General features: G+C 58.9%; 22 protein-coding genes. 19 read left to right on the forward strand and 3 right to left on the reverse strand.

The genetic code is table 11. From position 1 onward, the window contains the following. Nucleotides 1-91: 91 nt before the first annotated feature. The 15 genes from ACVDHE_RS06920 to ACVDHE_RS06990 all read left to right on the forward strand — a co-directional run bounded on the left by ACVDHE_RS06920 (nt 92) and on the right by ACVDHE_RS06990 (nt 14,349). Nucleotides 92-538 carry a hypothetical protein gene (locus ACVDHE_RS06920; protein WP_458886043.1) on the forward strand — a complete coding sequence of 149 codons (447 nt, stop codon included), beginning with the start codon at nt 92-94 and terminating at the stop codon, nt 536-538. A gap of 67 nt (nt 539-605) precedes the next feature. After that, nucleotides 606-1,247: a hypothetical protein gene (locus ACVDHE_RS06925; RefSeq protein WP_458886044.1), complete on the forward strand. Its 642-nt coding sequence runs from the start codon at nt 606-608 to the stop codon at nt 1,245-1,247. Next, nucleotides 1,235-2,251, forward strand: a complete 1,017-nt coding sequence (locus ACVDHE_RS06930) for a DNA cytosine methyltransferase (protein WP_458886045.1) — start codon at nt 1,235-1,237, stop codon at nt 2,249-2,251. The genes ACVDHE_RS06925 and ACVDHE_RS06930 overlap by 13 nt, the downstream gene beginning before the upstream one ends. Then, nucleotides 2,252-4,150, forward strand: coding sequence for a C40 family peptidase (locus ACVDHE_RS06935; RefSeq protein WP_458886046.1), 1,899 nt, complete (start codon nt 2,252-2,254; stop codon nt 4,148-4,150). Beyond that, complete coding sequence (locus ACVDHE_RS06940) at nt 4,150-4,908, forward strand: phosphoadenosine phosphosulfate reductase (RefSeq protein ID WP_458886047.1); 759 nt, start codon at nt 4,150-4,152, stop codon at nt 4,906-4,908. The genes ACVDHE_RS06935 and ACVDHE_RS06940 overlap by 1 nt, the downstream gene beginning before the upstream one ends. Then, nucleotides 4,895-5,176: a DUF4315 family protein gene (locus ACVDHE_RS06945; protein ID WP_458886048.1), complete on the forward strand. Its 282-nt coding sequence runs from the start codon at nt 4,895-4,897 to the stop codon at nt 5,174-5,176. Before ACVDHE_RS06940 ends, ACVDHE_RS06945 begins: the two co-directional genes overlap by 14 nt. Continuing rightward, nucleotides 5,166-6,323 (forward strand): CD1107 family mobile element protein, encoded by a 1,158-nt coding sequence (locus tag ACVDHE_RS06950; protein ID WP_025654211.1) that lies wholly within the window; start codon nt 5,166-5,168, stop codon nt 6,321-6,323. The genes ACVDHE_RS06945 and ACVDHE_RS06950 overlap by 11 nt, the downstream gene beginning before the upstream one ends. Continuing rightward, nucleotides 6,320-8,416 (forward strand): type IA DNA topoisomerase, encoded by a 2,097-nt coding sequence (locus ACVDHE_RS06955; RefSeq protein WP_458886049.1) that lies wholly within the window; start codon nt 6,320-6,322, stop codon nt 8,414-8,416. The genes ACVDHE_RS06950 and ACVDHE_RS06955 overlap by 4 nt, the downstream gene beginning before the upstream one ends. Continuing rightward, nucleotides 8,406-8,933, forward strand: a complete 528-nt coding sequence (locus ACVDHE_RS06960; RefSeq protein WP_458886050.1) for a hypothetical protein — start codon at nt 8,406-8,408, stop codon at nt 8,931-8,933. The genes ACVDHE_RS06955 and ACVDHE_RS06960 overlap by 11 nt, the downstream gene beginning before the upstream one ends. Before the next feature lie 14 nt (nt 8,934-8,947). Next, nucleotides 8,948-10,426, forward strand: a complete 1,479-nt coding sequence (locus ACVDHE_RS06965; protein WP_025654208.1) for an antirestriction protein ArdA — start codon at nt 8,948-8,950, stop codon at nt 10,424-10,426. Then, complete coding sequence (locus ACVDHE_RS06970) at nt 10,423-10,599, forward strand: hypothetical protein (protein ID WP_458886051.1); 177 nt, start codon at nt 10,423-10,425, stop codon at nt 10,597-10,599. Before ACVDHE_RS06965 ends, ACVDHE_RS06970 begins: the two co-directional genes overlap by 4 nt. Before the next feature lie 501 nt (nt 10,600-11,100). Beyond that, entirely contained in the window at nt 11,101-11,631 is a 531-nt protein-coding gene (locus tag ACVDHE_RS06975; protein ID WP_458886052.1) for a hypothetical protein, read from the forward strand. 36 nt (nt 11,632-11,667) lie between these two features. Beyond that, entirely contained in the window at nt 11,668-12,471 is an 804-nt protein-coding gene (locus ACVDHE_RS06980; RefSeq protein ID WP_025654207.1) for a class I SAM-dependent methyltransferase, read from the forward strand. 108 nt (nt 12,472-12,579) lie between these two features. Then, complete coding sequence (locus ACVDHE_RS06985; RefSeq protein ID WP_458886053.1) at nt 12,580-13,326, forward strand: class I SAM-dependent methyltransferase; 747 nt, start codon at nt 12,580-12,582, stop codon at nt 13,324-13,326. A gap of 123 nt (nt 13,327-13,449) precedes the next feature. Continuing rightward, nucleotides 13,450-14,349, forward strand: a complete 900-nt coding sequence (locus tag ACVDHE_RS06990; protein ID WP_025654206.1) for a class I SAM-dependent methyltransferase — start codon at nt 13,450-13,452, stop codon at nt 14,347-14,349. Between the two features lie 92 nt (nt 14,350-14,441). Here ACVDHE_RS06990 and ACVDHE_RS06995 read toward each other — a convergent pair whose 3' ends face one another. Then, nucleotides 14,442-14,777 (reverse strand): DUF6050 family protein, encoded by a 336-nt coding sequence (locus ACVDHE_RS06995; protein WP_025654205.1) that lies wholly within the window; start codon nt 14,775-14,777, stop codon nt 14,442-14,444. A gap of 217 nt (nt 14,778-14,994) precedes the next feature. On the opposite strand from ACVDHE_RS06995, the gene ACVDHE_RS07000 reads away from it, so the two are divergent. From ACVDHE_RS07000 to ACVDHE_RS07010, 3 genes are all read left to right on the forward strand, one after another. Further along, on the forward strand, nt 14,995-15,612 hold the full coding sequence (locus tag ACVDHE_RS07000; RefSeq protein ID WP_458886054.1) for a TetR/AcrR family transcriptional regulator: 618 nt from the start codon (nt 14,995-14,997) through the stop codon (nt 15,610-15,612). A gap of 61 nt (nt 15,613-15,673) precedes the next feature. Then, the gene (locus ACVDHE_RS07005; RefSeq protein WP_458886055.1) at nt 15,674-17,458 is read left to right on the forward strand and encodes an ABC transporter ATP-binding protein; all 1,785 of its coding nucleotides are present in this window, start codon (nt 15,674-15,676) and stop codon (nt 17,456-17,458) included. Then, nucleotides 17,455-19,200, forward strand: a complete 1,746-nt coding sequence (locus ACVDHE_RS07010; protein ID WP_458886056.1) for an ABC transporter ATP-binding protein — start codon at nt 17,455-17,457, stop codon at nt 19,198-19,200. The genes ACVDHE_RS07005 and ACVDHE_RS07010 overlap by 4 nt, the downstream gene beginning before the upstream one ends. A gap of 9 nt (nt 19,201-19,209) precedes the next feature. Here ACVDHE_RS07010 and ACVDHE_RS07015 read toward each other — a convergent pair whose 3' ends face one another. Continuing rightward, a complete protein-coding gene (locus ACVDHE_RS07015) occupies nt 19,210-20,559 on the reverse strand; it encodes a relaxase/mobilization nuclease domain-containing protein (RefSeq protein WP_458886058.1) in 1,350 nt (449 codons plus the stop codon). Next, complete coding sequence (locus ACVDHE_RS07020; RefSeq protein WP_458886059.1) at nt 20,520-20,849, reverse strand: plasmid mobilization protein; 330 nt, start codon at nt 20,847-20,849, stop codon at nt 20,520-20,522. Before ACVDHE_RS07020 ends, ACVDHE_RS07015 begins: the two co-directional genes overlap by 40 nt. A 660-nt stretch (nt 20,850-21,509) precedes the next feature. Between ACVDHE_RS07020 and ACVDHE_RS07025 the strand changes: the two genes are divergently transcribed. Further along, entirely contained in the window at nt 21,510-22,127 is a 618-nt protein-coding gene (locus ACVDHE_RS07025; RefSeq protein WP_025654199.1) for a TetR/AcrR family transcriptional regulator, read from the forward strand. Nucleotides 22,128-22,204 lie beyond the last annotated feature (77 nt).

Consider the following 22,204-nt stretch of genomic DNA (forward strand, 5'->3'; position numbering starts at 1 on the left):
AAGAAATAGAATAGGTCATTTTCATATTTCTTACTTAACAAATGAGGTGATGTCTGCTATAATTAGAGAAAATATGGAAGGCGGTGTTCTTATGATTAAAGAAACTCCTCCAAACATTGAGGAACTCAAACGGAAAGCCAATAATCAGAATAGTTGGCGAGAGAGACTAGAAGCAGTAAACGAACTTAAAAAGTATGATTGCCAACAATCTCGAGATATTCTAACTCGGTTAGCGATTCATGATGTTGTGTTTACTGTTAAAGAAGCTGCATTTAGGGCTGCACAAGCGATGAATGTAACCAAAGGCGGAAAACCCCTTTACTTGGGAAAAAAGCCAAAGGGCAACCTTGTTGATGGAATTACTAAGAAGCTCACCCGCGTGCGTGATTCCTTACCAGAAAATTTCACATTAGAAGATTTTAAAGCTGAGTTTCAACGTTTGTATCCTGCCGCATATGATGCTTATGATGGAGACAAAGGAAAACAGTTCGACAAGTGGTTAAACAATGTTATTCCGATGTTACCGAAGAAAAAATAACAAATGATTAAACCCGCCTCAACCGAGGCGGGTTTTCTTATGCCCAAAATTCAAAAAGGAGCATCGAATGAAGAAGAATACACTGTATATCATCGAAGGAAAAACCTATCTGAACCATATCAACGATGAAGTCCACCTGTATGGCCTTCTCCATCAGCTTGCCTTCCTGGCGGGCCGGATCAAGGATGAGGAGGACGTGTTCCATGTGCTGGACGCGGCGAAACGCTACGGCGAGATCGCCGAGGAGAAGTTCCAGAGCTGGGGCATCCCCGGCCGCTATCTGGTGTTCGGCGACCCCAAGGATTTGAAGGGGCTCATGGACAAGGAACTGGACGAGGTGGAGGCCGTCCCTGAGGAGGAGCCGAAGCCCAAGAAATATCGGGATGAGTACATCATCCCCGGCAGCGGCTTCCGTATGCTGGTGGGCGACATCCACCACCTGATCGTCCTCTACTATTCGCTGGCCCGCCGCCTGTCCGAGGCGGAGACGGAGAAGGACTTTCTCCGCTTGAAAAAGCGGGCCGGCAATTATGAGAAAGAGATGAAGCGGATCTACCGCAGCCTGGGCCTCCCGGAGGACAGCAGCGCCGCCCAGGACATCCTGGAGGAGTCCATCATCCGGCGCCACCACATGATCCGCCTGGAGGATGTGGAGGAGGAGTCCCAGGACGAGGGAGAACTTGAAGGGGATGAGGTATGGAGCGACTGACCCATGTGAGCCTGTTCTCCGGCATTGGCGGTCTGGACCTGGCGGCGGAGGCGGCCGGGTTCGAGACTGTCTGCCAGTGTGAATGGGCGGACTACCCCTATTCCATCCTGGAGCGGCACTGGCCGGATGTGCCGAAGTTCCGGGACATCACCACATTTACGAAGGAGGCGTTTTTTGAGAAAACAGGACTTGAAACAGTCACCATCATCTCCGGCGGCTTCCCCTGTCAGCCCTTCTCCACCGCCGGAAAGCGGCGGGGCTTTGCGGATGAACGCTACCTGTGGCCGGAGATGTGCAGAGTTATTGCCGAACTGCGGCCCCATTGGGTGCTTGGGGAAAATGTTGCTGGCTTCATCAATATGGGGCTCGACAAAACGATTTTTGACCTGGCAAAAGCGGGATACGCTGTTCTCCCATTCGTATTTCCGGCTTGCGGCGTCGGCGCGTGGCATGAGCGCCAGCGAACTTTTATCGTCGCGGCTGATGTTTCCCACGCCCCTTGCCTCCGACAAATCCACCTGCAGGGACGCGGCAAACCTGGATGTGTACCTGTCGGACAATGGAATCTTCCGCAAGCGGAACAAGGATGGGACGATCTGGAGCCTGAGCCTTTCGGCGGCGGTGTTCTACCTGACGCCGGCGGCATCGGAGGGCTACCGCTCCACCCTGAAACCCACGGCCTTCCAGGGCAAGTCCCCGTCCAGCAACCTGTCGGCCCAGGTGATCCACCAGGAGCAGCCCCTGTCGGAGAAGGCGGCACTGAACCCGGATTGGGTGGAATGGCTCATGGGCTTCCCGAAAGGATGGACGGCCGTATCCTATGGCGAGAGGAACCCGCAGGCATCCCCCGCATAACGGAGGACACGAAGGACCGGGCCCTGCGGCTGAAAACCCTGGGAAACGCGGTCTGCCCGCCCCAGGCCTATCCCATTTTTCATTACATTTCCATGATCGAGACCGGGGCGTGCGCCGGCATCTGCCCCTATGGAGGAGGTGACGGATAAATGCAGGAATGGAAAGCCTCTGAGAAGGAGGCCCAGAAGATGACCCGTGACGGGGCCATTTCGGTGAACCTGGTGACCGGCGAGGCCACCCATGTTTCGGACCGTCCCCCGGAGCAGGACTATTCCTCTGCTGATGAGACCGCCGGTGTGCTGAACCGAGCGGCGGACGAGGCGGCGGGCCATGTGGAACGGCGCCAGGCGAAAAAGGCGCGGCGCAAGCGGCGCGACACCTTTCGGGAGGGGGAGGCGGCCAGGGACCGCCCTTCCTCCCGTTTGCAGTTTTCGGAGGCGGACCGAGCGGCGCCGGAGCTGAAAAAAGCTGTCCGCAAGTCCGACAAGGCGGCAGACAAGCTGGACGCGGCAAAGGCCGCTGTCCCCGTAAAGCCTCCCGGTAAGGAGCATGGCAACCCATTGTCCCGGCCGGTGCAGGAAATACGGTCCACCCTCCACGGCGAAGTGAGCAAGGTGGAGGGCGATAACTCCGGTGTTCAGGCCGGCCACCTGGGAGAACGGCAGATTGAGAAGGCCGTGGGCTATGGCAATCGGCGTTTCCATCAGGCGCGTGCGGACCGGAAACTGAAACCCTGGCGGGATGTGAAGCAGGCGGAGCAGGCGGCGGTGAAAGCCAATGCCGATTTCTACTGGCGAAAGTCCGTCATGGAAAATCCCCAGCTTGCTTCCAGCAATCCCATCTCCCGCCTGTGGCAGAAGAAACGGCTGCAAAAACAGTACGCCGCCGCCCACCGGGCCGGGACCGGCGCGGCCCAAGCCGCGGGCAAGGCGTCCCAGACCGCCGCCTCCGCAGCGAAGAAAGGCGGCGGGACCATCGCCCAGAAGCTGGGCGGCTTCGTCACCAAAAACAAGCACACCCTCCTCATCGTGGGCGGGATCGGCTTGATCCTCATGCTCATCATGGGGCTGATGCAGTCCTGCACTTCCATGTTCGGGGGCGGGACTTCCGGCCTGGTGGCGTCCTCCTATCTCTCCGAGGACGCGGACCTGACCGGGGCCGAGGCCGCCTATTGCGGGATGGAGGCGGAGCTTCAAGAATACCTGGACACCTACGAGGCCACCCACGACTATGACGAATATCACTTTGACCTGGACGAGATCGAGCATGACCCTTATGTGCTGCTGTCCATCCTGTCGGCGCTCCATGAAGGGGTGTTTACCCTGGACGAGGTGCAAGGCGACTTGGAAATGCTCTTTGACAAGCAGTACATCCTCACCGAAACTGTGACCACCGAAACAAGGTATCGGACGGAAACCCGGACAGACAGCGAGGGCAACGAGTACGAAGTGGAGGTGCCATACACCTGGTATATCTGCACCGTCACGCTGGAAAATTTTGACCTCTCTCATGTGCCGGTCTACATCATGGGCGAGGATCAGCTTTCCATGTACGCCGTGTATATGTCTACCCTGGGCAACCGGCCGGATCTGTTTCCGTCCTCCGGGTATGTGGGCAAGTACATCGAGAACCCGCCTACGGCCTGGGACATCCCCGCCGAGTACCTGACGGATGAACGGTTTGCTACCCTCATCACCGAGGCGGAGAAATACCTGGGATACCCCTATGTGTGGGGCGGGAGCAGCCCGGAGACATCGTTTGACTGTTCCGGCTTCGTCAGCTATGTGCTGACCAGCACCGGCCTGTGCAATACCGGGCGGCTGGGCGCCCAGGGGCTCTACAATATCTCCACGCCGGTATCCGACCCCCAGCCCGGTGATTTGGTGTTCTTCGTGGGCACCTATGACACCAGCGGTATCTCCCATGTGGGTATTTATGTGGGCGATGGGATGATGCTGCATTGCGGAGACCCGATTTCCTACACCAATTTGAATACAAGTTACTGGCAGTCTCACTTTTATGCCTACGGCCGGCCGCCGTACAACTGATGGGAGGTGAAGCACACATCAATATGGTTTCCTATGGGGGCGGTGTCAACAGCACCGCCCTTTTAGTCGGTCTGCATCAGCACCGTATCCCGGTAGACCTGATCCTCTTTGCAGATACCGGGGCGGAGCATCCCCACACCTACGCCTACCTGGACATCATGGACCGCTGGCTGAAGGACCACGGGATGCCGCCCATCACCAGAGTCTACAAGACCACGCGGGACGGCAAGCGGCTGACCCTGGAGCAGGAGTGTTTGCAGAGCGGTACCCTGCCTTCCATCGCCTACGGCTTCAAGCGGTGTTCCCTGAAACACAAGATCGGGCCGCAGGAAAAGTTCTGCAATCACTATTTGCCCTGTCAAAAGGTATGGGCGGCGGGCAAGCGGGTGGTGAAGTTCATCGGCTACGACGCAGGCGAGGGCTACCGCAGCGACAAGGTGCTGCTGGGCGACCTGGCCGACCCCAAGTACAGCAAGTGGTATCCCCTGATGGAATGGGGATGGGACCGGGCGGCTTGTATGCGGGCCATTGAAGATGCGGGCCTGTCCCAGCCGGGCAAGTCCTCCTGCTTTTTCTGCCCCAGCATGAGGGCGGAGGAGATCATCCACCTGCGGGACCACCACCCGGACCTGTTCCGAAGGGCCATCGCCCTGGAGGACAACGCCCGCCCCAATTTGAAAACGGTCCAGGGCCTGGGCCGCAGCTATTCATGGAAAGAACGATTTGGAAAGGAGTTTTGCACACATGGCAACTGTTGAGAAGATCCGCCGTGACATTGAAAAGACCAAGGAGAAGATCTCCGAGCAGCAGAAGCGCCTCCGCACCCTGGAGGCCCAGCTCACCGAGGAGGAAAACCTGGAGATCGTCCGCATGGTCAAGGCGGTGAAGATGGACAACCGGGAGCTGACGGCCTTCCTGAAGGCTTACGCCAGCGGCCTCATCACCCTGCCGGAGGGCATGATGGAGGCGGAGGCGTCGGCTGACCCCGGCGAGAACGAGATGGAGGACGCCGAGTATGAAGAATAAAACGATCATCCGCCTGTTTACGGCGGCTCTGGCCGTGGCGCTCTGTGCCACGGCTTTTGCGGTCCCCGCCTTTGCCGGCGGCGGGGAGGGTGAACCTTACTACACCGAAACGGAGGCTGACCTCACGGAGGATGACGGAACCCCGGAAATCACGGTTTCCGATGATGAAGATACTGCCGGCGGCGATAATGCGGAGGCCGGCGGTGACACCCTGGACCAGCTCACCGAACTGTTGGGCAGCCTGGGAACCGTGACCGTCACCGAGGATGGTATCCTGTTCACTCCCAACCTGGAGGGCCTGGAGCCCCTGCGCACCGGCACCGTGACCACCTGCGGCGGCAATCTGAATGTCCGCACCGGCGCAGGGCTGGACAATGACGCATTCACCCAGCTTCCCAACGGGGCGCAGGTAGAAGTCATCGGCACCGAGGGCGAATGGGTCAAGGTGCTTCTGCCGGAGCGGGAGGGCTATGTTCATTCCGACTACCTGACCATCACGGACACGGGCAGCTTCTCCCTCTCCCTGGACGGGACGGACCTCTCCGCCCTGCTGGAGCTGTTCGCCTCCGGCCTCTCCGGGGGCGGAGGGGCAGCCCTGACCCCGGATGGGAACCTGTCCCTCATTGACGACCTGGGCGGGACATCCTCCGGCAAGCAGTTCATCACGGTGGAGACAAAGGGCGGCAACGTGTTCTATCTCATCATCGACCGGGATGACGAGGGGGCGCAGACCGTCCACTTCCTGAACCAGGTGGACGAGGCGGACCTCCTGGCACTGATGGAGGATGGCGAGGCCCAGGAGGCGCCGGCGGTCTGCACCTGTACGGAGAAATGCCAGGCCGGGGCGGTGAACACCTCCTGCGAGGTGTGCGCGGTGAATATGGCCGAGTGCGCCGGCGCGGAGCCGGAGCCGGAACCCGAACCGGAGCCGGAGGCGGAGAAGTCCGGGGGCATGGGCGCCCTGGCGCTGGTCCTGGCGCTGGTGGTGCTGGGCGGCGGCGGAGCCTTCGCCTATATCAAGTTTATCCGTCCCAAGCAGGCGTCCAAGGTCAGCGCAGACCCGGACGACTATGATTTTGCGGATGAGGAGGAGTATATCAACGAGGACGAACCGGAACCGGAGGAAGAAATGGAGGATACGAAATGAAGCTGGTGATCTGTGAGAAACCGAGTGTTGCAAAAGCCGTCGCGTCGGCCCTGGGTGTCACATCCAGGGCCGATGGCTGTTTTGAAGGAAATGGGCTCATCGTTTCCTGGTGCGTGGGGCATTTGGTGTCCCCGATGGACGCAGCCGGGTACGACCTTGGTTATAAGAAATGGAAGTATGATGACCTTCCCATCCTGCCGGAGCCCTTCCGCTATGTGCTGGCGAAGGGCAAGGAGGACGCCTTCCAGAACTTGAAGCACCTCATGGAGCGAGAGGATGTCACCGAGCTGGTCAACGCCTGCGACGCCGGGCGGGAGGGCGAACTCATCTTCCGGCTGGTCTATGAGATGGCGGGATGCCAGAAGCCCTTCTCCCGTCTGTGGATCTCTTCCATGGAGGACGCGGCGATCCGGGAGGGCTTCCAGGACCTGCGCCCCGGCGCGGAGTATGACCCGCTGTACCAGTCCGCCCTCTGCCGCCAGAAAGCAGACTGGCTCATTGGGATCAACGCCACAAGACTTTTTTCTGTCCTCTACCACCGCACCCTGAATGTGGGGCGGGTGCAGACCCCCACCCTTGCCATGCTGGTGGACCGGGGCAGCAAAATCACAATGTTCCGCAAAGAGAAATACCATCATGTGCGCCTGACCCTGGGCGGGGCCGAGGCGGTGTCGGAGAAGATCGCCGCCCCGGAGGAGGCGGAGGCCCTGAGGGCGGCCTGTGCCGGCGCGGAGGCAGTCTGCGCTTCCGTCACCCGTGAACAGAAGAAAGAGGCACCGCCCAGGCTCTACGACCTGACCACCCTCCAGCGGGAGGCCAACCGCATCTTCGGCTACACGGCGAAACAGACGCTGGACTACGCACAATCCCTCTATGAGAAAAAGCTGCTGACCTATCCCCGGACGGACAGCCGGTTTTTGACCGCCGACATGGCGGAGACCGCTTCGGTGGTCCTCCACCTGGCGGCCAAGGTACCGCCCTTTGACGGGTGCGGGGAGTTCTTCCCGGATGTGTCCTTGCTGGTAAATGACAAGAAGGTGTCCGACCACCACGCCATCATCCCCACGCTGGAGCTGGAGAAGGCGGGCCTGTCCGAACTGCCCGTGGGTGAGCGCAATATCCTTCTGCTGGTGTGCCGGGAGCTGCTGTGCGCGGTTGCGGAGCCCTATGTGTACGAGGCGGTGACGGCGACCTTTACCTGCGGCGGGCAGACCTTCACCGCCAAGGGGCGGCGCATCCTCTCCGAGGGCTGGCGTGAGATCGACCACATTTTCCGCGCTTCCCTGAAGGAGCAGCCGGAGGGCGAGGCGGAACCCACCGCTCTGCCGGACTTCACCGAGGGTCAACTTTTTGACCAGGTGGAGGCCGCTGTCACCGAACACTTCACCGCCCCGCCTAAGGCGTACACGGAGGACACCCTCCTGGCGGCGATGGAGACTGCCGGGAAAGAGGAGATGCCGGAGGACGCCGAGCGCAAGGGCCTGGGCACCCCGGCCACCAGGGCGGCGATCCTGGAGAAGCTGGTGGCGGCCGGGTTTGTGGAGCGCAAAGGGAAAAGTCTCATCCCTACCAAGGCGGGGATCAACCTGGTCACCGTCCTGCCGGATACTTTGACCTCTCCCATGCTCACGGCGGAGTGGGAGCAGAAGCTGACCGCCATCGCCAGGGGTGAGGGCGATCCCGCCGCTTTCATGGCGGGGATCTCTGACATGGCGCGGGAACTGGTGAAAACCTATTCCCACATCTCCGAGGAGGGCCAGAAGCTGTTCGCCCTGGAGCGGGAGGCCGTGGGTCTCTGCCCCCGCTGCGGCAAGCCGGTCTATGAGGGCAGGAAGAATTTTTACTGCTCCGACCGCGCCTGCCGCTTTGTCCTTTGGAAGGACGACCGCTTCTGGACCTCCCGCAAGAAGGAGCTGACAAAAAAGATGGCCGGCGACCTTTTGAAGAAGGGCCGCACCTTCGTCAAGGGGATGTGGTCTGAAAAGAAGGGCGCCGCCTATGACGCGGTGGTGGTGCTGGATGATACCGGCGAGAAGTATGTCCGCTTCAAATTGGAGTTCCCCAAACGGAAGGAGGGCGTGAATGGCAGATAAAGCAATCCCGGATATTTCCCTGGGCGGCGCTGAACAGAACATGAGCCGGGAGGAGTTGGCGGCGGTAGCGAAAGCCGTTGCCGCCCTATCCCAGGAGGACCGGGACCTTCTGACTGCTGTCCAGGAGTCCCCCTATCGGCTGACCACGGCGGAGCAGTTCCTGGAATTTGAGAAAAATGTGGACTGCTTCGTGCTGGAGCCCCATGTTCGGACCCTGGAGGACCTGGGCTGGGAGTACCTGGAGGAGAAACTGACCATCGGCCTGACGGACGACCTCCGGGCCGCCATTGACCCCGCCCCCTTCGGCCGGCGCGCCCTGGAGGAGGACCGGGGGTGCTTCACCAGCCGGGGGTATCTGTTCCCCACGGATGCCCCATGGCAGCACGACCGCCCCCAGGCGAAGCAGGCGGACCGCAAGCCCTCCATCAGGGAGCGGCTGGAACAGAGCAAACAGGAGTGCAGGAACAAGAACAAGGCCCAGGCGCCCCGCAAGGGGAAGTCTGAGCCGGAGCTGTAATAGGAGGTGCGTATATGCCCCATTATGAATATGACAAGGATTATCCCTTTGCCGCCTTCATCACAAACCTGGGCAAGTACAACGAGGGCGACCTGGTGGGCGAATGGGTGAAGTTCCCCACCACGCCAGAGGAGATGCAGAAGGTGTTTGAACGGATCGGCATTGGGCAGAAGGATGACTTCGGCCAGCCCTATGAGGAGTGGTTCATCACTGACTATGACTGCTATGTGGACGGCCTCTACGACAAGCTGGGCGAGTATGAGAACCTGGACGAGCTCAACTACCTGGCCTCCAAACTGGACGAGATGAGCCAGGGCGAGTACGAACAGTTCCAGGCGGCGATGGAGATCGGCGACCATTCGGGCAGCTTGCAGGAGATCATCAACCTGACCGAGAACCTGGACTGCTACGACATTTACCCCGACATCCACGACCACGACGACCTGGGCCGGTATTACATCGAGGAGCTGGACGCCATGCAGGTGCCGGAGCACCTGCGGAACTACATCGACTATGAGGCCTACGGCCGGGACGTCGCCCTGGAGGAGGGCGGCGAGTTCACCGACCTGGGGTATGTGCGGGACACCGGGAGCAGCTTCCATGAGTATTACGATGGGGAGCATGGCAGCATCCCGGAGGAATACCGGGTGATGACCTTCCAGGACGCGGAGGAGCTGACCGAGGAGGAAAAATCCGAATGGGCGATGGACATCGCCTACGATATGGACGAGTTCTTCCGCCAGCACGACCCGCAGTATGCCGCCGAGCACCCGGAGGAGCACGCAGCCAAGGAGGAGATCTACGAAAATCTGATGGCCGGCCGCATTTCCGCCCTGGATGAGAAGCTGGCCGCCCTGGGGCAGACCCAGGAGGACTATCTCCCTTCGGAGATTGAGAAATTCAAAGACGCCACCGGCTATGAGGAATTTCTTGACTTTGATCCGGCTGTAATCAAAGCGGCATTGGAGGACCCGGACAAGTCCCATGTGGACGAGATGCTGGCCTTTGCGGAGCAGGCGGGCCGGGAGTATGAGGCGGAGCTGGCCGGACAGACCCCGGCGCCCTCCCCGGATGACCGGGAGACCGGCGAAACGGTGCGGACTCCCAGGGGCACCTTCTATGTGACGGATATGAGCCGGGAGCAGATGGAGGCGGCCGGGTACGGCCTGCACCATCAGTCTGACGATGGGAAGTATCTTATCATGGGCAACGGCGCCAGAGCTTTTGCTGTTCTGGCGGAGCAGCCGGAAAAAGACAACCCCCTCCGAACCGCCGAGATGACCCTGGAGGACGACTATGGGATGATCGATGGGGTCATCAACAACGGCCGCAAGGGCGAGGAACTGGAGGCGGCGAAGGCCGAGGCAGCCCGGACCTCCCCGGAGAAGCGCCCCTCCATCCGGGAGCGGCTGGCGGAGGCGAAAAAGGAGTGCGGTGAACGCAAGCCCCCGGACAAGGCCCACCAGAAGAAGTCCCCGGAGCGCGACCTATGAGCCGGAGCAAGAAGTGGCGGCTGGAGTGGTCCTTCTTCCTGGGGGAGAACGGCCGCCGCAAGTACAACAAGGTCTGCAAGGGCTGTGTCCACCCCTGCAAGCAGAGTTTTCGGGCGGTTCTTATCTCCTGTCCCCATTACCAGTCCGCACGCTCGAAAAAGCGTAGGGTTTAGGGTAGGAAATGGGCTGTAAAACCGTCTGTGGCGGCTTTTCCGGGAGCCGCCCTTATGATTTCCCATGTGGGCCTGCCCCTCCGGTTTGAGGGGCGCAAAGCAACAGTTTTGAACACTTTTCCATAGCAGAGCGGGAGCGCCGCCTTCGGTTTGAGCCGAGGGTGACGCTCCCGCTTCTTTTTTTGTCCTCTTTTCTCTTTCTATCAGGACCGGACAGGAAGGATATTCGCAGTAGTAGGCGCTGTGGGAATGTGCGTAAACGGTCATGCTTGCGGAGCTGTGGGAAACGATGTTTGCGGGCTGTGGGAAAGTCGACGGCTTTTCCATCGGACCGTGAATATCTGTTTTCCATCGGCGGAGCGGCCGTTTTCCACATTTCCATCGTGCAAAATTGCAGGATGGCATCAATGGTGCATTGCTTTTTCATGCGGGATAAGATATACTGAATACATACTGGTTAGTTAATGCTAACCTTTTGATTTGCTTACAAGCGAAAGGGGGATGTATGTGAACTGGACGCGTGCCATCCTGGACGGGCTCGCCATGGCGGCCTATTTTAACCTGTTCGCCGCGGCGGTGGCGCTGTATCAGCCCCGGCTGATGTTTCCCTGCTATCCGCCCGCCATCATCAAGGCGGCAAAAGATCCGCCGACAAAGGCCGAAAATCGTTTTTACTGGCTTTGGATCTGCTTTGGGGAACTGCTGCCCCTCCTTCTTTACGGTGCGGCCAGCACTGTGGAGGGCGGGACAACAGGCTTCTGGTGTCCCGCCCTGACGGGGTATATCCAGTGGATGATCGTCAATGTCTGTGACCTGCTCTTTCTGGACCTCTGGCTGATACAGAGGAAGGCAAAACGCCGTTTTATCATCCCAGGAACCGAAGGGCACCCCGGCTATGGGTTCAAGGCGTGGATGAAAAGCTATGCCTTGCCGGAGCACTTGCTGCAATGGCCATTGATCCTCTGCCCTTTGTTGGCGGCAATACAGGCAGGGCTGGGTTTGGTCATGAATGCGCTGTGGCAGGCAGTATAGTCGTTTGCAATGTTTATGTTTATAAGGAGGGATACCATGCCGGAATTCAACGCCGTAGAGAACACTTTGTTCATTCCCATGCTGGGCAGGATCTATATCAGCGAGCATTTTCAAAACATTTTGTATGATGAAAAGGCCCTGTCGCTGAAAGATGTGCTGCCCAAAAGTCTGGTGGAAACCGGTTCCCAGAGCCAGTATACCCTGCTGGCCTCTGCCTCCCGTTCCGCCAATATGGACCGATATATCCGGGACTTTCTCCGCCGCAAACCAGACGGCGTAATTGCGGAGCTGGGGTGCGGGCTGGAGACCACCTTTTACCGGAACGACGATGGGCATACCCGCTGGTACGCTGTCGATCTGCCGGATGTCATGGAATACCGAAAGACGCTGCTCCCGGAACCGGAGCGACAGACATACTTTGCCGGCGATGCCTTTTCAGATGGCTGGATCAGGAAGATTCGTATCGATGCACCGGATGCGCCGGTGCTGGTTACTGCCGGCGGTCTGCTCCACTATTTTGAAGAGGAAAAAGTGCTTGCCCTTCTGCGGATGCTGCAAAGCTTCGGAAATATGGAGGTCGTGTTCGACAGCGTGAGCAAAAGCGGAATGGATATGATGCGGAAAAAATACATGAAGCAGATGGGCCATGCTGACGCGAGGATGTTTTTCTATGTGGATTCCGCGGCGGCACTCGCTCATAAAATTGGCATTGATGCCCGCGCGATTGCAGAGGAACCCTATTACCGCCATATCGACAAGGCCGGGCTGAAGCTCTCCACAAAGCTCAGCATGAACGTATCCGACCGATTTTGTATGGTGAAAATGGTGCATGTGAAATAAAGCAAGAAAGATTTAGCTAAGTAAGGAGATGATATTATCATGCAGGACAGGAATTACCAGCAGGCGGCAATCCGCCTTGGGACGCATGGGGAGAATTACGGGAGCTGGATGTCAAACCCTGTTTTCTATGTGGTAGGCGGCCTTTTTGCCTTGGCCGTTGTGCTGGCCGTGCTGTCCTTTGCGGTGTTCCATATCACGGCGCTGGGTGTGGTGTTCGTGATTGCCGCAGTGATCCTGCTGGCGCTGTTCCTGTGGTGCGCCTGGATACGGCGTCAATATGCCTTTGGGGGCGGCGGTATGATGGAGCGGACCCACCTGGTCATCCTCTCCCATCTGGATTTTGACGGGCAGGGGCAACTGCTGGAAGTGGGCTGCGGCTCCGGGCCATTGTCCATCCGGGCGGCTCTCACCTGGCCGTCGGCCCAGGTGGTGGGCATTGACTATTGGGGCGTAGACTTCGGCTACAACCAAACTATGTGCGAGAAAAACGCTGCAAGCGAAGGTGTAGCCGCCCGGTGCCGGTTCCAGCATGGGGACGCCAACAAGCTGGACTTCCCGGATGAGAGCTTCGACGCTGTGGTGAGCAACTATGTCTATCATAATATCATGGGTTCAGACAAGCGGACACTGCTGCTGGAAACCCTGCGGGTGTTGAAAAAGGGCGGCGTGTTCGCCCTCAACGATGAGATGAAGCCCCGCATGTACGGGGACATGGAGGCCTTTGCCCAAGAGCTGCGGGACATGGGGTATGAGGACGTACACATCATCGACACGGCCCTGGAGGCCTTCGGCTCCCGCCGGCGGGCGGCCATGATGATGCTGGGCGACTCCCGGATGCTGGTGGGACGCAAATAGTGCCGGCGCATAGGCTTTCCATGACGTAAACAAAAAACAACCCCTTTTATGTCCTGTTGACTGGACTGTATGCGAATGCTGTACTCCGGCCAGTAGTAACGAATTTAGCACAGGATGGTGCCGATGAAATACCACATTGAGAAGAACACCATACAAGAGACGCTGGTGATCCCCCTGTACGCCCGGGCACTGTGTACCCGGCGGTTTCCCCACCTATTTTCCGATCCGCTGTCTGTGGAACTGCTGGAGCGGCTAGACTACGATTTTTCTGCCCTAGAGCAGGCGTCCGGCGGCCTGATGCAGACCTTTGGGGCCATGGAGGCGGCCATGCGCCAGAGCGATCTGTCCTGGGAGGTGAAGGACTACCTGCGGGGCCATCCCTGTGCGGCTGTGGTGAACCTGGGCTGCGGACTGGATCAGACGGGCCGGTCCTGCGACAACGGGCAGTGCCGCATCTATAACATCGACCTGCCCGACGTGATGGCGGTGCGGGAGGCGCTGCTGCCCGCCGGGGAACGGGAGAAAAACCTAGCCGCCGACCTAAATGACCTCTCCTGGTTCGACGCCATTGACACGCCGGCGGAGGACGGGGCTGTGTTCTTTGCCGCTGGGGTGTTCTACTACTTCCGAACGGAACAGGTGCGCGCCCTCTGCGCGGCCATGGCGGAACGGTTTCCGGGCGGGCGGCTGGTATTCGATGCCGCCGGGCCGACAGCGGTAAAGCTGATGCTGAAAACCTGGGTCAAGCAGGCGGGCATCCGGGATGTGGGGGCATACTTTTCCGTCCAGGACGCAGAAAGAGAATTGCCTGCCTGGTCGGACCGCATTACCGTATCCAGCCGTGGCTATATGTTGGGCTATCAGGATCTACGGGGGCCCGGAGTCCGCGCCATCCACCGTCTTCTGGCCAGGACTGCCGATGGGCCGCTGAAGCTGCGGATCGTGCGGATGGCGTTCCAAAAGTCCCACGGTGGTCACCGACCTGACCGGCGGGTACCTGGCGCTGATGGTGCGGCTGGATGAGTACGCGGATCTGAACAAAACTTATTCTGGAGCGGACACCATGAGGAGAGCCGGCTGGAATTGACCAGCCGGCTCTTTGCCGTTTGTCCATCTTAATATCCCACGATCAGGCGGTAAATGGTGAGGGGCACATACCATGCCGCCACCAGCAGGCGCCACACCAGGACGAAGCCCCCGATGAGGCCGCCGATGATGAAGTTCAGAACGAACAGCGCGGAGCCGCCGCCCAGGGAGCCGCCGCCCGGCACGATCCAGACGCACATCCGATGGATGCCGAAGGGCAGGCCGCAGAGTATCCAGAGCCAGAGAAGATCCAGCTCTCCATTCCTGATGCAGGCGGATTTGAAAATGCAGTACAGCAGCCCGGCGATGGCGACGGGCAAAACTGCCTTCTTGAAAAATTCCTTGATGGCTTCGGTTCTCGTCATTGGCGGCACCTCCATTCCTGCCTCCATTATACCGGGAAAATCTGACCGCGCCCAGGGGCTTTTGAAAAGTCCGGCAAAGCGCACAATCCCCGCCATTCCAGCTTTCCAATATGACCAAAGTGCATTTTGAAAAAAGAATTTCGCCAGCCATCTTGACAGCATAGGAAAAGCGATGTATTATAACAGTGTTATATTACAGTGTTATGTGGAGAAAGATATGGAAGAAAAGATAAGCGCCACTTTGGAGAGCATACAGCAGGCTGCCATGCAGGAATTTCTTGACAAAGGATTTCAGGGGGCATCCCTGCGGCAGATCGTGAAGAACGCCGGGGTGACCACCGGGGCCTTTTACGGCTACTTCTCCAGCAAGGAGGCCCTGTTCAACGCCCTGGTGGAGCCCCACGCCGCCGCCCTCATGGGTAAGTTTATGGAGGCTCAGACCTCCTTTGCCGAACTGCCCGAGGAACAGCAGCCCGATCACATGGGGGTGGAGTCCTCCCACTGCGTCCACTGGATGGTGGACTACATCTGCCAGCACCGGGAGCCGGTGAAGCTGCTCCTCACCCGCTCAGAGGGTACCAGCTACGAGCACTTCGTCCACAACATGGTGGAGGTGGAGGTCGAGTATACCCTCCAATATATGGAGGTGCTCCGCCGCCTGGGAAGGGACATTCCTGTGCTGGACAAATCCCTATGTCACATCATTGCCAGCGGGATGATGAGTGGCATCTTCGAGATCGTGATCCACGATATGCCCCGGGAACAGGCCTTGCGGGATGTGGATCAACTCCGCGATTTCTACACTGCCGGATGGCTGAAATTGATGGGGGCTTGACCCCTATCTTTTTTGGATATAAGTTAGCAATAACTAACTGTTTTAACAAGGAGGGATCACTTTGAAACAAAAGAAACCAAGCAGCCTGACCCGCATCCTGGGCTATGCGGGCGGGCATAAGAACCTGACGATCCTGGGCTGTATCCTGTCCGCCCTGTCGGCGGTGCTGGGGCTGGCACCCTACCTGTATGTCTGGCTGGTGGCCAGAAGCATACTGGCCGCCTGGCCCAGCCTGGACGGGGCCGGGGATCTGGGCCGTTTTGGTTGGATGGCGGTGTGGTTTGCCATTGGCAGCATCCTGCTGTACTTTGCCGCCCTTATGTCCACCCATATCGCAGCCTTCCGCACCGCCCGGAACATCCGGCGCGCCGCTATGACCCATGTGCTGAAGCTCCCCCTGGGCTTTTTTACCGGGAATCAATCGGGGCGGCTGCGCAAGCTCATCGACGACAACGCCGGGCTCACCGAGGACCTGCTGGCCCACAAGCTCCCCGACCTGGCCGCCACGGCGGTGACGCCCATCGCTGCCATCGTCGTGCTGTTCCTTTTTGACTGGCGGATGGGCCTTCTGTGCCTGCTCACCATGGTGCTGGCTTTGCTGTCCATGTGCCTGATGATGGGCGGCAAGAATGCCGGCTTCTTCCACCGCTATCAAAAGGAGATCGAGCGCATGAGCGGCGAGGCGGTGGAGTATGTCCGGGGCATTCCGGTGGTAAAGATGTTCCAGCAGACGGTCTACTCCTTCAAGGCCTTCTACGCCGCCATTCAGGATTACAGTAACCTGGCCAGCCAGTACGCCATGAGCTGTCGGACAGGCCAGACCTGCTTCCTCACCTTCATCAACGGGGCCTTCGCCCTGCTGATCCCGGCAGCGCTGCTCATTGCTTCCGGCGGGGATGTTCGTACCGCGCTGGTGAACCTGATTTTCTACGCCCTGTTCGCCCCCGCCTGCGGTCAGATGATCAACCGCATCATGTATATGAGCGAGGCCGTGATGGAGGCCGACGAGGCCATCGGCCGTCTGGACGAGATCCTGAGCCAGCAGCCTATGGAGGAGCCGAAGGTCCAAAAGAGGCCGGTCAACGACGCCGTGACCTTTGACCATGTGACCTTCACCTACCCCGGCGCGGACCGGCCCGCGCTGGAGAATGTGAGCTTTTCCGTCCAGCCCGGTGAAGTGGTGGCCCTGGTGGGCCCCTCCGGCGGGGGAAAGACCACCGCCGCCAGCCTGATCCCTCGGTTCTGGGATGTGGACAGCGGCAGCGTCACCGTGGGCGGTGCGGACGTACGGGAGCTGGACAGCGCTGCCCTCATGGGGCAGGTGGCCTTTGTGTTCCAGGATACCCGGCTGTTCAAGGAGAGCTTGCTGGAAAATATCCGGGCTGCCCGTCCGGATGCCTCCCGGGAGGAGGTGCTTGCCGCCGCCCATGCCGCCCAGTGCGATGACATCCTGGAAAAACTGCCCCAGGGGTTGGACACGGTGGTGGGAGCCAGAGGCGTCTATCTCTCCGGTGGAGAACAGCAGCGCATCGCCCTGGCCCGGGCCATTTTGAAGGACGCCCCCATCGTGGTGCTGGACGAAGCAACCGCCTTTGCCGACCCAGAGAACGAGCATCAGATCCAAAAGGCCTTTGAGACGCTGACCCGGAACAAAACGGTGCTGATGATCGCCCACCGGCTATCCACGGTGCAGAATGCGGACAACATCATCGTCCTCAGCGAGGGGAAGATCGCGGAACAGGGCAGCCACGGCGCCTTGCTGGAGAAAAACGGCGTCTACGCCGCCATGTGGGCGGACTATCAGCGCAGCGCCCAGTGGAAGGTTGGAAAGGAGGCGGCGGTATGATAAAGAAATTACAACACATCTTCGCCCTCAGCGAGAAGGGGGCCAAGGATCTGGCGAAGGCCGTGAGTTGGTGCTTTGTGTGCAATCTGGCTCTTATGTTCCCCATCGGGGCAGTCCTGTTTACAATTCAACACCTGCTTGGCTGTCTGGAGGGCGGCGGCAGTCCCACGGACGGGTTCTGGCTCTATGTGGGCTTTGCCCTGGCGGTGCTGGTCCTACTGTTCGTCCTTCACTGGTTCCAGTACGCCTCCCTCTATATCGCCACCTACCGGGAGAGCGCAAACCGCCGGGTGAGCCTGGCGGAGACGCTGCGCAGGCTTCCACTGTCCTTTTTCGGGAACCGGGATCTCAGCGACCTGACCTCCACCATGATCGCCGACTGCTCCAGCCTGGACCAGATGTTTTCCCACTATGTGCCCCAGCTGTTTGCCTCCATCGGCTCCACGCTGGTGATCGGGGTGTGCATGTTCGCCTGCGACTGGCGCATGGCCCTGGCGGTGCTGTGGGTGGTGCCCGTGGCGGTTGCGCTGACGGCGGGCTCCAAAAAGATTCAGGATGCCTTCGGGACAAAAAACATCCTGAACAAGCGGGCGGTGGCCGACTGCATCCAGGAGGGGCTGGAGACCATCCGGGACATCAAGGCCTGCCACCGGGAGGAGCGGTATCTTGGCGATCTGGAGGCAAAGCTGTCCGCTATGGAGGGCAGCTCCATCCGCTCCGAACTGGCCACCGGCGTGTTCGTGTGCTCCGCTCAAGCCTTCCTGCGGCTGGGGCTTGCCACCACGGTGCTCACCGGCGGGGCACTGCTGCTGGCCGGGGAGCTCTCCTTCCTCTATTTCCTGGGCTTCCTCTTTGCCGCCGCCCGGCTGTACGATCCTCTGGGGGTGGTGCTCCAGAACATCGCCGCCACCTTCAACACCAAGCTGCAGATTGAACGGATGCGCTCCATCCTGGAGCAGCCGGTGCAGACGGGAACAGAGGACTTCCGTCCGTCCAGCTACGACATCACCTTTGACCATGTCTCCTTTGCCTACCGGGAGGGTGCAGGGGTGTTGGAAGATGTGAGCTTCACCGCCCGCCAGGGGGAGGTCACCGCCCTCATTGGTCCCTCCGGGGGCGGGAAGTCCACCGCCTGCAAGCTGGCTGCCCGGTTCTGGGACGTCACCGGCGGGAAGGTGTCGCTGGGTGGAACGGACGTGTCCACGGTAGACCCGGAGGCTCTCCTGCGCTCCTACTCCATGGTGTTCCAGGACGTGGTGCTGTTCCGGGACACGGTGATGGAGAACATCCGTCTGGGCCGCCGAGACGCCACCGATGAGGAGGTGCTGGAAGCCGCCAAAGCCGCCCAATGCGATGAGTTTATCCGTAAGCTGCCCCAGGGCTACCAGACGGTGATTGGAGAGAACGGTTCCACCCTCTCCGGCGGGGAGCGGCAGCGGATCTCCATCGCCCGGGCACTTCTAAAGGACGCGCCGGTGGTGCTGCTGGACGAGGCCACCGCCAGCCTGGACGTGGAGAACGAGAGTGCCGTCCAGACCGCCCTCTCCCGTCTGCTTCAAGGCAAGACAGTGTTGGTGATAGCCCACCGGATGCGCACCGTGGCGGGGGCCGACCACATCGTGGTGCTGGAGGACGGCCATGTGGTCCAGCAGGGCACTCCGGCGGAGCTGATGGAGCAGGGCGGCCTCTACCGCCGCATGGTGGAGCTTCAGAACGAGAGCGCCCAGTGGCGGCTGGGTTAATTTTTCCGTCTATTCAAGTTCATTCGTTTTTTCCTTCGGGAGTACAATATCCTTTGGCTGTTCAAGCAACATGCTGACGTTTTGACTAAGGGTATCGTACTCCCGTTCTTTATGCTGTGCCTTTCGATATTCCGATTGCAGGGCGGACTTCCTGGCGGTGAGCTCGTCCATCTCGGCCCGGAGTCGTTTGGTGGCAGGCAGGGGTACGGCGTCCAGGCGCTTCAGCTCCCTTGCCGCCGCCTCAAACAGGATGATCTCCCCCTCATGCCCCCGGAGGAATTTCTCTTTGTCCCTGGACTGGCGGTATTGGTCATACAGGGGACGGAGCTGGCGGTAGGTGTCGGCGTGTTTCATGGTGAGAGTCAGCCGCTCCATTTCCTTCTCTGTTGCCCGGAGGTCTGCCTTCACCCTGGCGGTGGCGGCCGCCGCCCCGTCGCAACGCTCGGCCAGTTCCTCATAACTGGAGATCCCATGTTCGGTCAGGAAGTTCAGCGTTTCGGCGGCCCGCTTCAAATTCTCGATGGTCGCCCAGTGCTTGTAACCGGCGCTCTGCTGGGCTTTGAGATTGTTCTGGATGTCGATGAGCAGGCTGGGCTTCCCGGTGCGCTGCTTCGGCTGGCGGGAGGGGCTGGGCCTGCCGGCGATCCGGGCGGTCAGGGCCTCCTCTGCGTAGTCGGCGCCCAGGGCCTTCAATCGGGTGAACCGCTCCTGGCCCGGTGCCCTGGCGGAGATGTACTTGCCCCGTTTCAGTTCGTACCCTTCCCGCTGAAGGCGGCGGAGCAGGTCCTCCAGGCCGGCGCAGCCGGGCAGGAGCCGGTCGATGGCGGAGCGCAGCTTCGCCTTGTAGCTGGTGCCGTTCTGTTCCGCCTGGTGTTCGATGTAGCTCTTGCCCTTGTCCCGGCCTGGGACGATGACGGACAGGCCATGCTCCTTGCAGATTCGGTCGCTGGTGCGGCGGATCTCATGGTAGCTCCGCTTATTGGAGTGGTAGTGCCGGTGATCCTGGAAACTGACCGCATTGAAAATCAGGTGGTTATGGACGTGATCCCTGTCTATGTGGGTGGTGAGGACAAACTCATATTTTCCCCCCAGGACCTCCCGCGCCAGCTCCATGCCGATCCGGTGGGCCTCCTCCGGCGTGACCTCCCCAGGCTCAAACGCCTGGATGAGGTGGCGGCCCAGGTTCGTGCCCTTGTCGATGGCATGGCGGCGGGTCCAGGCAAACTCAATATCGGCGGTCTCGGCGGAGCAGCCGAAGGAGGACACCAGCAGCCTTCCATCCGTCTTGTCGGGATTGCAGATATAGTCGATGGCCGCTTTCAGCGTTGACTTAATAGGATGCGTCTTTGTAACTGCCATATCTGGTCCATCCTCTCCCGGATCTCCTCCATGTCGGCCTGGTAGGCCGAACCGCCGGCGTTCAGCCGCTTGGCGATCTGGTTGATGTTCCGGCCGATGGCGCCCAGGGTTTTCGTCATTTCCTTAATATCGGTTGTATCCACATGGATGATATATCCGTCAATCGCCATCTTGCGCAGATATGCCCCATACCGCTTTGTGGGGAGCTGCGCCATCTTCTCGTCGATGAGCCGCTTCTCCTCCTCCGTCACCCAGAACTTCATCTGGATGTTCCGCTTTCTGTTTACCATTCCGCTTCGCCTCCGTTTCTTATAAGGGTCTGGGACTATCCCAGCAAGCAATTTTCGTGTTTAGGGGCAGGGGTCCCCCTAAACCGAAAATCCGCCAGTGGGTACTCGCTGGCTGTGCTTGCTACAACAACCCTTCCCTCGTTTTCCCCTCTACTAATACTACACTTCCTACTGGCAAAAATGGCAAACTATCCATTTTTATAGATTCAGTTCTGCACTGGCCTTTGAGATATCAAATAATTCTTCACCATTTGGTAGAAATTCATTTCATTTTTTATTGAGGCTGATGTTCCAAATTGGCCCAGAACTCCATAGCAATCGTATGGAACCGCTCTGTGACTGTCACTGCCCTCTTTCCTTGGGTAGAGGATGGAAAGAATAACAAACAGATGCTGTGTTTTCCCATTCCACCACCTGCTCTACCAGTGTTGAGAACATTGCATCCGCCTACCCGTCAACAGATTTATGCAGAATGCTCTGAGGTATTGAAAAGAAGATTTTGGTGGGTGCTTCAAAGAATTATCTGGTGCTATGAAAAAATAGAAATCAAAGCGTAAAAAATATTGACAAAGAAGATCAAATGCGTTATTATATCAGTGATATATATCATTGATATAACAACGCAAACGCACAGAGATAAGATCATAAGGCGGTGAGCACATGGAAGAGTATACAGAAACACAGCGAAAGATACTTGAAATTGGGAAAAAGGAGTTCCTTGCCAAAGGTTTCAAGGACGCTTCTCTGCGCGGCATTGTTAAAGAGGCCGGGTTTACCCAGGGGGCATTTTACGGATATTATCCAGATAAAGCCGCACTCTTTGACGCATTGGTATCGGAAGCTGCGGACGGACTTGTGGAACAGTTCAAGGCGGCTCAGGAGGCCCACTTTGACCTGATCCCGGCAGAGCGAACCATCGACAGCAGGAGGCTGTCCACGGAGTATTTGCGGTATTTTCTCGGGTATATTTACGATCATTTTGACGCTTTCAAACTGATCCTCTGCTGTTCTGCCGGGACGAGATATGAAAATTACGTCCACGAACTGGTAGAGCTTGAGGTCAGCCAGACGGAACGCTATTATAATGAGCTGGAGCGGCGAGGCAAGATCGAAGGGCATATCAGCCATGAGCTGCATCATCTCATCACCAGCGCCTATTTCACTGCGGTATTTGAGACTGTAGTTCACGACATGAATCGTGAACGGGCCATGAGCTATATTGAGGAACTGGCCACCTTTTTCAACTGCGGGTGGGATGGGCTGTTAAGGCTCAAATGAGCCTTAACTTTTTTGTCAAACGGTTAGCGTACACTAACTTATGATAATAGCTCTATTACCCGGCAATCCTTAAACTT

This window comes from Dysosmobacter sp. Phy, assembly GCF_054476235.1.

Excerpts from the sequence above, each read along its gene's own strand:
- ACVDHE_RS06995 (WP_025654205.1), bottom strand. The coding sequence starts at position 14,777 with ATGACGAGAACCGAAGCCATCAAGGAATTTTTCAAGAAGGCAGTTTTG.
- ACVDHE_RS07010 (WP_458886056.1), top strand. The coding sequence starts at position 17,455 with ATGATAAAGAAATTACAACACATCTTCGCCCTCAGCGAGAAGGGGGCC.
- ACVDHE_RS06940 (WP_458886047.1), top strand. The coding sequence starts at position 4,150 with ATGGGAGGTGAAGCACACATCAATATGGTTTCCTATGGGGGCGGTGTC.
- ACVDHE_RS06990 (WP_025654206.1), top strand. The coding sequence starts at position 13,450 with ATGAAATACCACATTGAGAAGAACACCATACAAGAGACGCTGGTGATC.
- ACVDHE_RS06935 (WP_458886046.1), top strand. The coding sequence starts at position 2,252 with ATGCAGGAATGGAAAGCCTCTGAGAAGGAGGCCCAGAAGATGACCCGT.
- ACVDHE_RS07025 (WP_025654199.1), top strand. The coding sequence starts at position 21,510 with ATGGAAGAGTATACAGAAACACAGCGAAAGATACTTGAAATTGGGAAA.
- ACVDHE_RS06920 (WP_458886043.1), top strand. The coding sequence starts at position 92 with ATGATTAAAGAAACTCCTCCAAACATTGAGGAACTCAAACGGAAAGCC.
- ACVDHE_RS07000 (WP_458886054.1), top strand. The coding sequence starts at position 14,995 with ATGGAAGAAAAGATAAGCGCCACTTTGGAGAGCATACAGCAGGCTGCC.
- ACVDHE_RS06950 (WP_025654211.1), top strand. The coding sequence starts at position 5,166 with ATGAAGAATAAAACGATCATCCGCCTGTTTACGGCGGCTCTGGCCGTG.
- ACVDHE_RS06955 (WP_458886049.1), top strand. The coding sequence starts at position 6,320 with ATGAAGCTGGTGATCTGTGAGAAACCGAGTGTTGCAAAAGCCGTCGCG.
- ACVDHE_RS06980 (WP_025654207.1), top strand. The coding sequence starts at position 11,668 with ATGCCGGAATTCAACGCCGTAGAGAACACTTTGTTCATTCCCATGCTG.
- ACVDHE_RS06945 (WP_458886048.1), top strand. The coding sequence starts at position 4,895 with ATGGCAACTGTTGAGAAGATCCGCCGTGACATTGAAAAGACCAAGGAG.
- ACVDHE_RS06960 (WP_458886050.1), top strand. The coding sequence starts at position 8,406 with ATGGCAGATAAAGCAATCCCGGATATTTCCCTGGGCGGCGCTGAACAG.
- ACVDHE_RS06930 (WP_458886045.1), top strand. The coding sequence starts at position 1,235 with ATGGAGCGACTGACCCATGTGAGCCTGTTCTCCGGCATTGGCGGTCTG.
- ACVDHE_RS06985 (WP_458886053.1), top strand. The coding sequence starts at position 12,580 with ATGTCAAACCCTGTTTTCTATGTGGTAGGCGGCCTTTTTGCCTTGGCC.
- ACVDHE_RS07015 (WP_458886058.1), bottom strand. The coding sequence starts at position 20,559 with ATGGCAGTTACAAAGACGCATCCTATTAAGTCAACGCTGAAAGCGGCC.
- ACVDHE_RS06965 (WP_025654208.1), top strand. The coding sequence starts at position 8,948 with ATGCCCCATTATGAATATGACAAGGATTATCCCTTTGCCGCCTTCATC.
- ACVDHE_RS06925 (WP_458886044.1), top strand. The coding sequence starts at position 606 with ATGAAGAAGAATACACTGTATATCATCGAAGGAAAAACCTATCTGAAC.
- ACVDHE_RS06970 (WP_458886051.1), top strand. The coding sequence starts at position 10,423 with ATGAGCCGGAGCAAGAAGTGGCGGCTGGAGTGGTCCTTCTTCCTGGGG.
- ACVDHE_RS07020 (WP_458886059.1), bottom strand. The coding sequence starts at position 20,849 with ATGGTAAACAGAAAGCGGAACATCCAGATGAAGTTCTGGGTGACGGAG.
- ACVDHE_RS06975 (WP_458886052.1), top strand. The coding sequence starts at position 11,101 with ATGTATGTGAACTGGACGCGTGCCATCCTGGACGGGCTCGCCATGGCG.